13 protein-coding genes and 1 pseudogene are annotated in these 14,185 nt (G+C 60.8%); 7 read left to right on the forward strand and 7 right to left on the reverse strand.

The genetic code is table 11. From position 1 onward, the window contains the following. Window positions 1-60: 60 nt before the first annotated feature. Both tesB and BLU24_RS05335 read left to right on the forward strand, forming a co-directional pair. Window positions 61-930 (forward strand): acyl-CoA thioesterase II, encoded by an 870-nt coding sequence (gene tesB, locus BLU24_RS05330; RefSeq protein ID WP_090286532.1) that lies wholly within the window; start codon window positions 61-63, stop codon window positions 928-930. Next, window positions 927-1,520, forward strand: a complete 594-nt coding sequence (locus BLU24_RS05335) for an HAD family hydrolase (RefSeq protein WP_093098111.1) — start codon at window positions 927-929, stop codon at window positions 1,518-1,520. The genes tesB and BLU24_RS05335 overlap by 4 nt, the downstream gene beginning before the upstream one ends. A gap of 115 nt (window positions 1,521-1,635) precedes the next feature. Here the strand turns inward: BLU24_RS05335 and BLU24_RS05340 are convergent, their stop codons facing one another. Further along, window positions 1,636-2,589, reverse strand: coding sequence for an alpha/beta fold hydrolase (locus BLU24_RS05340; RefSeq protein WP_093098114.1), 954 nt, complete (start codon window positions 2,587-2,589; stop codon window positions 1,636-1,638). Continuing rightward, entirely contained in the window at window positions 2,590-3,474 is an 885-nt protein-coding gene (gene ypfJ, locus BLU24_RS05345; RefSeq protein ID WP_090286528.1) for a KPN_02809 family neutral zinc metallopeptidase, read from the reverse strand. A 375-nt stretch (window positions 3,475-3,849) separates the two neighbouring features. Between ypfJ and BLU24_RS05350 the strand changes: the two genes are divergently transcribed. Next, window positions 3,850-4,728, forward strand: a complete 879-nt coding sequence (locus BLU24_RS05350; RefSeq protein WP_090286526.1) for a DMT family transporter — start codon at window positions 3,850-3,852, stop codon at window positions 4,726-4,728. Between the two features lie 125 nt (window positions 4,729-4,853). Here the strand turns inward: BLU24_RS05350 and BLU24_RS05355 are convergent, their stop codons facing one another. Further along, the gene (locus tag BLU24_RS05355; RefSeq protein WP_093098117.1) at window positions 4,854-6,191 is read right to left on the reverse strand and encodes an MFS transporter; all 1,338 of its coding nucleotides are present in this window, start codon (window positions 6,189-6,191) and stop codon (window positions 4,854-4,856) included. Between the two features lie 272 nt (window positions 6,192-6,463). On the opposite strand from BLU24_RS05355, the gene quiC reads away from it, so the two are divergent. Then, on the forward strand, window positions 6,464-8,365 hold the full coding sequence (quiC, locus tag BLU24_RS05360; protein ID WP_093098120.1) for a 3-dehydroshikimate dehydratase QuiC: 1,902 nt from the start codon (window positions 6,464-6,466) through the stop codon (window positions 8,363-8,365). 101 nt (window positions 8,366-8,466) lie between these two features. Then, a complete protein-coding gene (locus BLU24_RS05365; protein WP_093098123.1) occupies window positions 8,467-9,144 on the forward strand; it encodes a TetR/AcrR family transcriptional regulator in 678 nt (225 codons plus the stop codon). 115 nt (window positions 9,145-9,259) lie between these two features. On the opposite strand, the gene BLU24_RS05370 is transcribed toward BLU24_RS05365, so the two are convergent. Both BLU24_RS05370 and aroQ read right to left on the reverse strand, forming a co-directional pair. Next, window positions 9,260-10,114 carry a shikimate dehydrogenase gene (locus BLU24_RS05370; protein ID WP_093098126.1) on the reverse strand — a complete coding sequence of 285 codons (855 nt, stop codon included), beginning with the start codon at window positions 10,112-10,114 and terminating at the stop codon, window positions 9,260-9,262. Then, window positions 10,101-10,559 carry a type II 3-dehydroquinate dehydratase gene (gene aroQ / locus BLU24_RS05375; protein WP_093098129.1) on the reverse strand — a complete coding sequence of 153 codons (459 nt, stop codon included), beginning with the start codon at window positions 10,557-10,559 and terminating at the stop codon, window positions 10,101-10,103. The genes BLU24_RS05370 and aroQ overlap by 14 nt, the downstream gene beginning before the upstream one ends. Window positions 10,560-10,885: 326 nt before the next feature. On the opposite strand from aroQ, the pseudogene BLU24_RS27950 reads away from it, so the two are divergent. Continuing rightward, window positions 10,886-11,314 (forward strand): annotated as a pseudogene (locus BLU24_RS27950) (DUF4160 domain-containing protein). After that, complete coding sequence (locus BLU24_RS05385) at window positions 11,311-11,757, forward strand: DUF2442 domain-containing protein (RefSeq protein WP_093098132.1); 447 nt, start codon at window positions 11,311-11,313, stop codon at window positions 11,755-11,757. Before BLU24_RS27950 ends, BLU24_RS05385 begins: the two are co-directional and overlap by 4 nt. Window positions 11,758-11,811: 54 nt before the next feature. Here the strand turns inward: BLU24_RS05385 and trmA are convergent, their stop codons facing one another. After that, window positions 11,812-12,891 (reverse strand): tRNA (uridine(54)-C5)-methyltransferase TrmA, encoded by a 1,080-nt coding sequence (gene trmA / locus BLU24_RS05390; protein WP_093098134.1) that lies wholly within the window; start codon window positions 12,889-12,891, stop codon window positions 11,812-11,814. Then, window positions 12,888-14,183, reverse strand: coding sequence for an NCS2 family permease (locus BLU24_RS05395; RefSeq protein ID WP_090286510.1), 1,296 nt, complete (start codon window positions 14,181-14,183; stop codon window positions 12,888-12,890). The genes trmA and BLU24_RS05395 overlap by 4 nt, the downstream gene beginning before the upstream one ends. Between the last annotated feature and the right edge of the window lie 2 nt (window positions 14,184-14,185).

The following is a 14,185-nucleotide window of genomic DNA, read 5'->3' on the forward strand; positions in this document are numbered from 1 at the left end:
ATCTGAATCGGCCGCCGCAGCCAAGACTGCGCGGCACTGCTTTGTGTGAGGAGAGTCTGAATGAGCCAAGTGTTGGAAGATCTGGTCGACTTGCTGACCCTGGAACCGATCGAAGAAAACCTTTTCCGTGGTCGCAGCCAGGATCTGGGTTTCCGTCAGCTGTTCGGTGGTCAGGTGCTCGGCCAGTCCCTGTCGGCGGCCAGTCAGACCGTTGAAGAAGCGCGGCATGTGCATTCGATGCACGGGTATTTCCTGCGCCCGGGCGACGCCAAGTTGCCGGTGGTGTACTCGGTGGATCGCGTGCGCGATGGCGGCAGCTTCAGCACCCGCCGCGTTACGGCGATCCAGAAGGGCCACCCGATCTTCACCTGCAGCGCTTCGTTTCAGTACGACGAAAAGGGCTTCGAGCACCAGAGCCAGATGCCCGTGGTGGTCGGCCCGGAGAACCTGCCCTCGGAGCTGGAACTGACCCAGCAGCGCGCGCACCTGATCCCCGAGCACATGCGCGAAAAACTGCTCTGCCCAAAACCGATCGAAGTGCGCCCGGTCACCGAAAAAGACCCGTACAACCCGCAACCGGCCGATCCGATCAAATATGTCTGGTTCCGCGCCGATGGTGCCCTGGCCGACATTCCCGCACTGCATAAATACCTGCTGGCCTACGCCTCGGACTTCGGCCTGCTGACCACCTCGATGCTGCCGCACGGCAAATCGGTCTGGCAGAAAGACATGCAGGTCGCCAGCCTCGATCACGCGCTGTGGTTCCACAACGATCTGCGCGCTGACGACTGGTTGCTCTACGCCATGGACAGCCCATGGGCCGGCAATTCGCGTGGTTTTTCCCGTGGCAGCGTGTACAACCGCGCCGGCCAACTGGTTGCCTCGGTGACGCAGGAAGGCCTGATCCGCCATCGCCAGGATTGGGCATGAGCCTGGCCGAGGTGCGTCATTGGGTGTTCGACATGGACGGCACCCTGACGGTGGCCGTGCACGACTTCGCCGCGATTCGCGTGGCGCTGGCGATCCCGCCCGAAGACGACATCCTCACCCACCTCGCCGCGCTGCCGGCCGCTGAAGCGGCGGCGAAACATGCGTGGCTGCTCGAACATGAGCGCGATCTGGCGCTGGGTTCGACCCCGGCCACCGGCGCGGTGGAGCTGGTGCGTGACCTGCACGCACGCGGTTATCGCCTCGGCATCCTCACCCGCAACGCGCGGGAGCTGGCGCATGTGACGCTGCAAGCGATCGGTCTGGCCGACTGCTTCAAGGTCGAGGACGTGTTGGGCCGCGATGAAGCGCCGCCGAAACCGCACCCCGGTGGCTTGCTGAAACTGGCGCAGGCCTGGGATGTGCCGGCCAGTGAAATGGTCATGGTCGGTGATTACCGCTTCGATCTCGATTGCGGACGAGCGGCGGGCGCGCGGACGGTGCTGGTGAATCTGCCGGATAACCCGTGGCCGGAATTGACCGATTGGCATGCACGCGATTGTGTGGAGTTGCGGCGGATGCTTCAGGCTTAAGGAATATTTTGTTTGTGATGGCCTCATCGCGAGCAGGCTCACTCCTACAATTTGAAATGCGTCCCCCTGTAGGAGTGAGCCTGCTCGCGATAGCGTCGGCACATCCAATAAAAACTCACTGATCGAACAAAGCCTTCTGCCCCTCCGCCGACGTCAACATCTCATCACCGTTATGCCCGACCCCAGGCACTTCAATCAGCCGCTGGTTTACGCCCTCCGGATGCCGGCGCAGCAAATACCCAAAATACAGCTTGCCCCGCATCAACCGATAAGCGCCTTGCGCCTCGGCGGCGCAGCTCTTGTCCAGCGCCGGGTGCTCGGGGTCGGTGTCCTGCTGGCCGAGCAGATAAATCACTTCGCGTTTGACGTAGCGGCTTTCCACCTGCAACGGCGTTTGCCCACCGGCGTACACCGGCATGTCGGCCAGGCCGTATTTCCAGCGATTGAAGCCTGGACAGGCAGCGTGATCGAACGCCACCGGCCGCTGCTCGTTGAAATAGGCGTAGGAGGACGGATTGGCAACGACGTAGCGCAAGCGGATGCCGTTGGTTTTCAGTGCCGGCTGATCCTTGGCGAGCAGGGCATAGCGCTGCACCACCTGAGCGCCGCCGGAGTGGCCGAAAATGACCACCTGCTTCACGTCGGGAAACTGCTTGCGATCACTGACGCGCGCGACGATCTCATCGAGGGCTGCGTAGGAACTCAACGGGTTCGGCCCGATCGACAAGCCGCCGCCCATCCAGTCGTTGCCCTGCCAACGCAGCACTGTCGCGGGCAGCGAATACAGGGCGACGTCGCTTTCATTGAGAAACTGCGGCGCGATCACCAGTGTGTGGCTGCTTTGCCCTGCCAGCTCGGTGGCGCTTTCCGCGCTCTTGCGGTAGGTCTCGGCGTTGCGCAAACGGCCATGAACCACGATCACTACGCGCTCGATTTTCTCTGGCGCCGGGCCGATGCCCACCGCCATTTCTCCGGCCTTCAATTGCAAGCGACCGGAGCTGACCGCATCGACACCCGCAGCTTGCGCTGTGCCAGCAACGATCATTAACGCCAAAAGCCATTTATGCATTTACAGGTTTTTCGCCGCGAAGGTGTCGCACTGGCCGACCTGGCCTTGCGCGAATCCGGTTTTGAACCAGCGCACCCTTTGCGCCGACGTGCCGTGGGTAAACGAGTCTGGCACGACCCGGCCCTGACCCTGCTGTTGCAGACGATCATCACCGATGGCGTTAGCAGCGTTCAAGGCTTCTTCGATATCGCCGGGCTCAAGCCAGTTGAGACGCTTCTGCGCGCTGTAGGCCCAGACGCCGGCGAGGCAGTCGGCTTGCAGTTCCTGCCGCACCAACAGGCCGCCGTCGCCTTCCATCTGGCGACCTTGCTGGCGCGCGGTCTGCATTTTTGCCGAGACGCCGAGCAGCGTTTGCACATGGTGGCCGACTTCGTGCGCGATCACGTAAGCCTGGGCGAAGTCGCCGGCGGCTTTGAAGCGCTGCGACATTTCCTGGAAGAATGCCATGTCCAGGTAGACCTTCTGGTCGGCCGGGCAGTAGAAGGGGCCGCTGGCCGAAGTCGCCATGCCACAGGCGGAATTGACTCGATTGCTGAACAGCACCAGGGTCGGGTCTTTGTATTGCCGCCCGGCCTGCTGGAAAATCGCGCCCCAGGTGTCTTCGGTGTCGCCGAGAATCGAGCGCACGAATTCGGCTTGCTCGTCATTGGCCGGCGGTGCCTGACGGGTTTGCGAGGTGGGCGCCGATTGCTCCATTTGTCCGGTCAACTGGCCGAGAATCTGCATCGGGTCCTGGCCGGTGATCCAACCGATGCCGACGATCAACAGAATCGCCCCCAGGCTCAGGCCTTTGCCGCCGCCAAAACGCATGCCGCCGCCACCGCCTGAGTCATCGCCCCGGGCATCGACGACGTTGTCACTGCGTCGGCCTTTTTTCCATAGCATGTGGGAATCCTCTTTTTTGCCGGTGATGAATCAGATGGTGATGAGTGTTGCCGCTGTGTGAGTGTGGCGCCAGTCCGGTCGTCCGTCCATTCACCAATGCCCGCGTCGGGCGGGCTTGTTATTGACGGTCGGCAGGTCCGCAAATTCAATCCACAGCAGAATTTCTCCGGGCATTTACGTGAACTGGCACTTTAGACAGCAGTCTGTGATGGGGCGGGGCCGCTGCCCGCCGACATGGCTGGAATCTTGCCTCACACGTTTGTTCAACGGCGGAATCCCGGCGTGGATTTTTCTGGTTCGGTTCGGCTTGCTGAAAGCTCGGCCAGCTATGATTGCCGAAGCCGTTCGCCACTGTATTGTTCTCAGAGATTGCCAATGACCGTCAGCACTCCGCTCTCCGGCGTCAACCAGCCCTTCAAGGGGATCCTGCTGATTGTCGTGGCGACGTTTCTGTTTTCCAGCCACGACGCGTTGTCAAAATACCTCTCCGGTTTCTATCCGATCGTGATGGTGGTGTGGGCGCGTTATGTCGTGCACACGCTGTTGATGGCAGGGATTTTCCTGCCGCAATCCGGGTTGCGCGTGCTGCGCACCAAAAAGCCGTTGTGGCAACTGGCGCGCGCGCTGTGCCTGCTCGGCACCAGTCTGTTTTTCACCACGGCGCTGTTGTACATCCCGCTGGCGGAAGCCACGGCCGTCAACTTTCTTGCACCGGTATTGGTCACGGCGTTGTCGGTGCCGCTGCTCAAAGAGCGGGTCACGCGCGGGCAGTGGATTGCGGTGATCTGCGGTTTTATCGGCGTATTGATCATCGTCCATCCCGGCGGTGAATTGTTCACCCCGGCGATCCTGCTGCCGTTCTGTTCGGCGCTGTTCTTCTGCTTCTATCAACTGCTGACGCGCAAGCTCGCTGAAGTCGACAGTCCGACCACCAGCAACTTTTTCGCCGGGTTATGCAACACCTTGGTGATGAGTGCGCTGGTGCCGTTCTTTTGGCAGGTGCCGACGCTGACTCACGCCGCGCTGATGCTGGCGCTGGGCAGTTGCGGAATGACCGCGCATCTGTTTCTGACCCAGGCGTTCCGCCATGCCGCGCCGGCGCTGCTGGCGCCGTTCGGTTATTGCCAGATCGTGTTTGCCGGGTTGCTGGGCTGGTTGCTGTTCAGTCACACGCCGAGTTTGCTGACGGTGGTCGGCATCGCGGTGATCTGTTGCAGCGGGCTGGCGGCGGCGTGGCAGCAGAGCCGCCGCTGAAGAAACGCAACCCCCTGCAGGAATGAGCCTGCTCGCGATGGCGGCGGATCAGGCGACATTTTCATCGACTGACACACCGCTATCGCGAGCAGGCTCCCTCCTACAGGGATGGTGGGTAGGCAGGGTTATTCAGTGACAGTCGGGATTTTGCGCGGTGCCATGAAGTACATCCACGTCAGCGCAAGGAAATACATCGCCGGAATCAGGGTGAACAATACGGTGTAGTTATTGTTGGTGACGGTGAGGATATGGCCGACGATCTGGGTCATGAACATCCCGCCGATGGCCGCGCACATGCCGCCGAAACCGAACACCGTGCTCATCATGTGCTTGGGCGTGTAGTCCATCACCAGGCTCCAGATGTTCGCAGTCCAGGCCTGGTGCGCACCGATCGCCAGCGAGATCGCCGCCACCGCTACCCACAGATTCGCCGAACCGGCAGCCATGACCACACCGATGATGCAGCAGGCGAACAGCAACATCGACAGCAGCCGCGCCTTGATCGAGTTCATCCCGCGACCGATCAGGAACGACGAGAGAATGCCGCCGCCGACACTGCCGAAGTCGGCCGTGACGTAGATGATGATCAGCGGAATGCCCATCTGCGTGACGTTGATGCCCAGGTTGTATTGCTGATTAAGGAACGGCGGCAGCCAGTACAGATAGAACCAGAACACCGGCGCGGTCAGCGAGTAGGCGAGGGCGAAGGCCCAGGTGCCGCGCATCCGCAGGATTTTCGAGAACGGTACGCGCGCTTGTTCCGGTTCGACTTCCTGCTGGATGTAGTCCAGCTCCGACTGTTTCACGCTCGGGTGATCTTCCGGGTTGAAATACTTCAAACCCCAGAACAGCAGCCAGATTCCGCCCAGTGCCGCCATGCACAGGAACGCCGCCTGCCAGCCCCAGACGTGCAGCACCAGCGGCAGCAGCATCGGCGTGAACATCGCGCCGACGTTGGTGCCGGCATTGAAGATGCCGGTGGCGACTGCGCGCTCGCCGGCCGGGAACCACAGGCGCGTGGTTTTCACGCAGGCCGGGTAGTTCGCCGCTTCGGTCAGGCCGAGGATGAACCGGCAGACCATGAAGCCGACCGCCGACGTCGCCAGACCGTGGGCACCGGTGGCCAGGCTCCACAGCAGCACGGCGCAGAAGAACACGCGCTTGACGCCAACGCGGTCGATCAAGCGACCTTGCAGGACGAAACCGATCGCGTAGCCGACCTGAAACCAGAAGTTGATGTTGGCGTAATCCATCGCCGTCCAGCTCATTTCCTTGGCGAGGATCGGCTGCATGACGCCGAGGGCGGCGCGGTCGATGTAGTTCAGGGTGGTGGCGAAAAACACCAGCGCCAGCATGCCCCAGCGGGTCTTGCCGACGGCCATGGCGCCGCGGATCTTGTCGCCGATGCCACCCGTGGCAGTGCTCATGGCCGGAGCCATGCGGGAAGTCTGTGAAGGAATCATGTGTTCCACCCGTTTTTGGATTTGTTATTTGGTGTGCTTTTGCTTGCACGCTGCGACCGGTGGTTCAGATCCGGACTCAATGTGCGGTCGATGTTGGGCAGTGGACGAAAAATCGTCAATTCGCCAAACCGCCATTGTGTTCGATAATCGCACGCAAAACTAACCGGGTAGTACACTTTAAATTGCTGCCGGAAACGATGCAGCCAATAATTTGCTCATCCTATAAAAGCGGCGCGGCTCACGCAGCCGCCGTCTCCAGCGGGAGTTCAAACATGCAGCGTTCCATTGCCACCGTTTCCTTGAGCGGCACCCTGCCGGAAAAACTCGAAGCCATCGCCGCCGCCGGGTTCGACGGCGTGGAGATTTTCGAAAACGACCTGCTGTATTACGACGGTAGCCCGCGCGAAATCAAGCAGATGTGCGCCGACCTCGGCATCGCCATCACGTTGTTTCAGCCGTTCCGGGATTTCGAAGGCTGCCGCCGTGATCGGCTGGCGCGCAATCTGGAACGCGCCGAGCGCAAGTTCGACCTGATGCAGGAGCTCGGCACCGACCTGGTGCTGGTCTGCAGCAACGCCGCGGCCGACAGCGTCGGTGATCAGCAGATCCTTGTCGATGACCTGCGCCTGCTGGCCGAACGGGCCGGCGCACGCGGTTTGCGCATCGGTTACGAGGCACTGGCCTGGGGCCGCCACGTCAACACTTATCAACAGGTCTGGGACATCGTGCGTCAGGCCGATCACCCAAGCTTGGGTGTGCTGCTCGACAGCTTCCACACCTTGTCGCTCAAGGGCGATCCCGCTGCGATCGCCGAGATTCCCGGCGACAAGATCTTCTTCGTGCAAATGGCTGACGCGCCCATTCTGCAGATGGATGTGCTGGAGTGGAGCCGGCATTTCCGCTGCTTCCCGGGGCAGGGCGAATTCGATCTGCCAGGCTTTCTCGCACCGATCATCCAGAGCGGCTACAGCGGGCCGTTGTCGCTGGAGATCTTCAATGACGGCTTCCGCGCCGCACCGCCGCGGGCCAATGCTGCCGATGGTCTGCGCTCGCTGCTGTATCTGGAAGAAAAAACCCGCCAGCGTCTCGAGCAGCAAGCCGAACCGGTGGCCAATCGCGAGATTCTGTTCGAAACGCCGAAGGCCAGCGAGTACAACGGCATCGAATTTCTTGAGTTCGCCGTCGACGAGGCGCTGGGCGCCAAGCTCAGCCATTGGCTGGAGCGCCTCGGTTTCGTCAAGGCCGGGCAGCATCGTTCCAAGAGCGTCAGCCTGCTGCGTCAGGGCGATATCAACCTGATCCTCAACTCCGAACCGTATTCCTTCGCGCACAGTTTCTTTGAAGCCCACGGCCCGTCGTTGTGCGCCACGGCGGTACGGGTCAAGGACAGCGCCAGCGCCCTGGCCCGTGCCGTGGCCTATAAAGGCCAGCCCTATCGCGGACTGGTCGGCCCCAACGAACTGGAACTGGCGGCGGTCCGTGCGCCGGACGGCAGCCTGATTTATCTGGTGGATGAAGAGGCGGACGTCTACGGCACCGATTTCAATCTGCACGCGGACGCGCAGGCCCGTGGCGGTCTCAAGCGCATCGATCACATGGCCATGGCGCTTCCCGCCGACAGCCTCGACAGCTGGGTGCTGTTCTATAAAAGCCTGCTGGACTTCGAGGCCGATGACGAAGTGGTGCTACCTGACCCGTACGGCTTGGTGAAAAGCCGCGCCTTGCGCAGCCGCGACAGCTCGATCCGCTTACCGCTGAACATTTCCGAGAACCGTAACACCGCGATTTCCCACGCGCTGTCGAGCTATCGTGGGTCTGGCGTGCATCACATTGCCTTCGATTGTGATGACATCTTCGCTGAAGTCAGCCGCGCCAAAGAGGCGGGCGTGCCGTTGCTGGACATTCCGCTCAACTATTACGACGACCTCGCCGCGCGTTTCGATTTCGATGACGAGTTTCTCAGCGAGCTGGCGTATTTCAACGTGCTGTATGACCGCGATGCACAGGGCGGTGAACTGTTCCACGTCTACACCGAACCGTTTGAGGGGCGCTTCTTCTTCGAGATCATTCAGCGCAAGAACGGCTATGCCGGTTACGGCGCGGCCAACGTCGCCGTGCGTCTGGCGGCGATGGCCAAATCGCGCAGCGGCGCGGTACGCCAGTCGAAGTTGTAGGAATTTCGTAAACGCGCGGTTAAACGCAGGCTGCGCGGCTTCCTTCACTGTGTCGCGCGGCCCATAATCGGCGCTTGTGCAGTGATGGCCGTGAGCCCGCAATGACCGTGAATTCAGAACTGTCCGTCGCCCCGGACGCAGCCGCCGCAGAGCCGCGCAAGGGCCGCAAGAACAACCCGGAAAAGACCCGCGAGAACATTTTGCAGGAGGCGATCGTCGAGTTCGTCCAGCAGGGCTTGTCCGGTGCGCGCGTCGACGCGATCGCCGAACGCATCCACACCTCCAAGCGCATGATCTATTACTACTTCGGCAGCAAGGAGCAGTTGTACGTCGAGGTGCTGGAAAAGCTCTACGGCGACATCCGCAGCACCGAAAACCGCCTGCATCTGGACGAACTGCCGCCGGAAATGGCGATCCGTCGTCTGGTTGAATTCACCTTTGATCACCATGACCACAACGTCGATTTCGTGCGCATCGTCAGCATCGAAAATATCCACAATGCTGAATACGTGAAACGCTCCGATGCGATCAAGGCGCTGAACAACACGATCCTCGATACTCTCGGCGCGATCTTGCACAGAGGCGCTGAAGAAGGGCTGTTCCGCCGCGGGATCAATGCGCTCGACGTGCATCTGCTGATCAGTTCGTTCTGCTTCTATCGCGTCTCGAACCGTCATACGCTGGGTGAGATCTTCCAGATCGACTTGCCAGATGCGCAGATCAAACAGCGCCACCGCGAGATGATTTGCGAGTCAGTGTTGCGTTATCTGCAGGCCTGACGCGATCCCCTGTAGGAGTGAGCCTGCTCGCGATGGCGGTATGTCAGCTAAAAGTTTATTGACTGATACACCGCTATCGCGAGCAGGCTCACTCCTACAAGGGGGGGGGCAGGGTTCAGCTATTCATGCTCTGAAAATGCGCCAGCATGCGCTGCGCATCCGCCGCCACGTCGCTGAACAATTCAAACGCTTTCACTGCCTGAAACACCGCCATGTTGCCGCCGTCCAGCGTGCGGCAACCGAGGGCGCGGGCGTTGCGCAGCAATTCGGTTTCCAACGGGAAGTACACAATTTCCGCCACCCACAGGTCCGTGCGCAGCAGCTCGACCGGCACCGGCATGCCCGGCAGTTTGGCCATGCCCATCGGCGTGGTGTTGACCAAGCCGTCGGCCAGATTCATTGCGCTCGGCAGATCGCGCCCGGCGATGGCGCGACCGTCGCCGAAATGCTGATTGAGGTTGTGAGCCAGGCTCTCGGCGCGCTCACTGTCGACGTCGAAAATGCTCAGTTGCCTTACGCCTTCGCTCAATAACGCGTGGGCTACTGCCGCGCCAGCGCCACCAGCGCCCATCTGCACCACACGCCCGCGCGCCGCGTCGTTCAGGCCACGGCGAAAGCCTTCGGCAAAACCGAGGCAGTCGGTGTTATGACCGACACGTTTGCCGTCCTTCAACACCACCGTGTTCACCGCGCCGATTCCTCGCGCTTCCGGCGACAGTTCATCGAGCAGCGGGATGATCGCCTGCTTGCACGGGAAGGTGATGTTCAGGCCGGTGTAGTTCATGCGCTCGGCAGCGAGCAGCAGGTCGGGCAGAGCGTTGCAGTCCAGGTGCAATTGATCGAGATCGATCAACCGGTACAGGTAACGCAAACCCTGAGCATCACCTTCGTGTTCATGCAACGCCGGCGTACGCGAAGCCTGAATACCGGCGCCGATCAGCCCGGCGAGTACCGTTTTAGCGCGCGCCATGTTTCGCCCCTTGCAGCCGCTGGCTGAAATGCTCCAGCGCCAAGCGGTAACCATGGCTGCCAAAACCGCACAGCACCGCCGTGGCAATTGCCGAGACGAACGAGTGATGGCGGAACGGCTCGCGAGCATGCACGTTGGACAGGTGCACTTCGATCACCGGCAACTCACTGGCCACCAGCGCATCGCGAATCGCCACCGACGTGTGCGTCCACGCTGCCGGATTGATCACGATCCCGGCGCAACGGCCACGGGCAGCGTGAATCCAGTCGAGCAATTCGCCTTCGTGATTGGTCTGGCGAAACTCCACCGTCAGGCCGAATTCCTCAGCGGCACGCCCGCACAGCGCAGAAATGTCAGCCAGGGTTTCATGGCCATAAGTCGCCGGCTCACGGGTGCCGAGCAGGTTCAGGTTCGGGCCGTTGAGCACCAGAACGATAGGGGACATGGGGGCAATCTCCACTTATTGTTTTTGGCTTTGGCCGAGGGTTCCGGCCTGTGGAGATAAAATGTACTAGATGGTTACCATGGTCAATTGAACAAAAAATACCCTTGACGTTATGTGTTCGGTGATCGCACAAAAGGATTATTCAAACGAAGTGTTGATCACGATTTGACGACAGCTTTGCTTAGTTTTTCCCCAGCCACCAGCCTGCTGAAAGGCTTCTCCGAAGCTAGCCTCAATTCTGAAAAGGCCTGTGCTTGAACACCGGTCGTCGGCTTTGAAAGCAATTCCAAAACCTGAACAACCATTAACCTAACGGATGGGTTAACATGAAGATATGCAGCTACAAAGGATTGTCGATTGTGATCATGCTGCGAGATGAGCATTGCCCGCCGCACGTCCATGTGAATGCGGGCGCTTGGAGCGCCCGACTAAGATTAAGTTTCTGGCACAACGATATTCAGCTTTGGGATGTCGTTCCGCTCTCTCGGCGACCGCCGCTGGCCGTGCTGGAAGGCTAGTGTCGCTCCCTGGTACAACCGGCTCATCTGCGAAGCGCTCGCCATATCTGGTGGTCGAGACTGCAGACAGTCTGTCTCGACAATCAGTTGTGGGACAGCGATTCAAACGAGGTGTTGGAGATGAAACTGGTCACTGACACGACTTACAGGGTAGCAACGGCGCGCTACCTGCCAGAGGAGGACAAGACTCTACTGAGATTGACAGGCGCATCGGAAGGAGTGGAAATCCAATTATGAAAATCATCAAGGCAAAGCCTTCGGCACATCGCCTGCTGACGGAGGAAATGCTCGATGCGGCCATCAAGCTGGGTGAGGAGCGGCGCGCTGGCAGCTTTCACGCGGTGTCTGTCACCTTTGAGAAGCCCTCTCTGATCATTCGTTTTGAAGACGGTAGCGGCGTGTTGCTGCCGGTGGATCGTTATCCTGAGTTCGACGGCTTCGATGCGCAGGATTACGAGGATCTGACGATTGGATTCGCCGGCACTGCGCTTTGCCATGCAGGCAAGGATCTCGACGTTTCCATCGCCGGCATGATTTCGGCGAGTCCGTCGTTAATGCAGATGGCCGCCTCGGTAGTGGCATCGCGTAACGGCCGTCAAAGCAGTGCGGCAAAGTCGGCTGCTGCACGAGCCAACGGGAAAAAGGGCGGGCGGCCACGCAAGGTTGATCCTGCGTTGTAAGCACACACAAAAAAGCCGTCAATCACGACGGCTTTTTCGTCTCGGGTATTGGCCTCAACGGCGGGTCAGCAACACACCCGACTCCATGTGATGGGTCCACGGGAACTGGTCGAACAACGCGCAGCGGGTGATTCGGTGCGTGTCGTGCAGCTGGGCGATGTTGGCGGCCAGGGTTTCCGGGTTGCAGGAGATGTACAGGATGTTGTCGAAGCGCCGGGTCAGCTCGCAGGTGTCCGGGTCCATGCCGGCGCGTGGCGGGTCGACGAAGACGCTGCCGAACTCGTAGCTTTTCAGGTCGATGCCGTGCAGGCGGCGGAACGGGCGCACTTCGTTGAGGGCTTCGGTCAGTTCCTCGGCGGACAAGCGCACCAGAGTGACGTTATCCACAGCGTTTTCGCTGAGGTTGCTTAACGCGGCGTTGACCGAGGTCTTGCTGATTTCAGTGGCCAGCACTTTACGCACGCGAGTGGCGAGCGGCAGGGTGAAGTTGCCGTTGCCGCAGTACAGCTCCAGCAGATCGTCAGTGCGGTCGCCCAGCGCTTCGTACGCCCAGTTGAGCATCTTCTGGTTCACCGTGCCGTTGGGCTGAGTGAACGCGCCTTCCGGCTGACGATAGCTGAAGGTGCGGCCTCCGACGTCGAGCTTTTCGACCACGTAATCGAGGCCCAGGACTTCGCGTTTGCCCTTCGAACGGCCGATGATGCTGACGCCCAGATCCGCCGACAACTGCGTTGCAGCGGCATGCCAGTGTTCATCCAGCGGGCGGTGATAACACAGGGTGATCATCGCGTCGCCGGACAGCGTGGTGAGGAATTCCACCTGAAACAGCTTGTGGCTCAGCGCAGAACTGGCCTGCCACGCCGCCTTCAGTTGCGGCATCAACTGGTTGATGCGCAGGCTGGCGATCGGGAATTCTTCGATGAGGATCGGCGTGCGTTTGTCGTCCTGGGAAAACATCGCGTAGTGCCGTTCACCGGCCTCGCGCCACAGACGGAATTCGGCGCGCAGGCGGAAGTTCTGCAGCGGCGAATCGAACACCGCCGGCTCGGGAGCATCGAACGGCGCCAGCAGGTCACGCAAACGCGTGACTTTGGCTTGAAGTTGTTCGGCGTAAGCCTGGGAATCGAAAGTCATGCGTTGAACCAACCCAACTTGATCACGAACAGAATCGACAGGATCACCAGCGCCGGGTTCAGCTCGCGGGCGCGGCCCGACAGCAGCTTGATCACGGTCCAGGAAATGAAGCCGAACGCGATGCCGTTGGCGATCGAGTAAGTGAACGGCATGGCCAGCGCGGTGACCACGACCGGCGCGGCGACGGTGATGTCGTCCCAGTCTATTTCCGCCAGGCCCGAAGTCATCAGCACGGCGACGAACAGCAGTGCCGGTGCGGTGGCGAATGCCGGAACGCTGGCCGCCAGTGGCGAGAAGAACAGCGCCAGCAGAAACAGAATCGCCACGACGATGGCGGTCAGGCCCGTGCGGCCACCGGCACTCACGCCAGCTGCGGACTCGATGTAGCTGGTGGTGGTCGAGGTGCCCAGCAGCGAACCGGCCATGGCCGCGGTGCTGTCAGCGATCAGTGCACGGCCCATTTTCGGCATGTGGCCGTCCTTGCCCATCAGGCCGGCGCGCTTGGCGACGCCGATCAGGGTGCCGGAGTTGTCGAACAGGTCGACGAACAGGAAGGCGAAGATCACGCTGACCAGACCGATGTCCAGTGCGCCTTTGATGTCCAGTTGCAGGAACGTCGGGGCCAGCGAAGGTGGCATCGAGGTGACGCCGCCGAACGGCGTGAAGCCCATGGCGATCGACACGATGGTCACCGCGAGAATACCGATCAGCACTGCGCCGCGCACTTTCAACGCTTCGAGCCCGACGATCAGGGCGAAGCCGAGGGTGGCGAGAATCGGTGCCGGGGCTTTCAGGTCGCCGAGGCCGACCATGGTCGCCGGGTTGCTGACAACGATGCCGGCGTTGTGCAGGGCGATCAACGCGAGGAACAGGCCGATACCGGCCGCAATCGCCGAACGCAGCGGCAGCGGGATGCTGTTGATGATCCACTCACGGATGCGGAAGATCGACAGCAGGAAAAACAGCACGGCGGAGATGAACACCGCGCCCAGTGCCACTTGCCAGGTGTGACCCATGTGCAGGACCACGGTGTAAGTAAAGAAAGCATTCAAGCCCATGCCCGGTGCGAGGGCGATCGGGTAGTTGGCGATCAGGCCCATGACGGTCGAGCCGATAGCGGCCGCCAGACAGGTGGCAACGAACACCGCACCCTTGTCCATGCCGGTCTCGCCGAGAATGCTCGGATTGACGAACAGAATGTAGGCCATGGCCAGAAACGTGGTGATGCCCGCGAGAATCTCGGTGCGCACGTTGGTGTTGTGTGCCTTGAGTTGAAACAGCCTTTCCAGCATGT

Source organism: Pseudomonas sp. Z003-0.4C(8344-21) (genome assembly GCF_900104975.1).
Classification (GTDB): Bacteria; Pseudomonadota; Gammaproteobacteria; order Pseudomonadales; family Pseudomonadaceae; genus Aquipseudomonas; species Aquipseudomonas granadensis.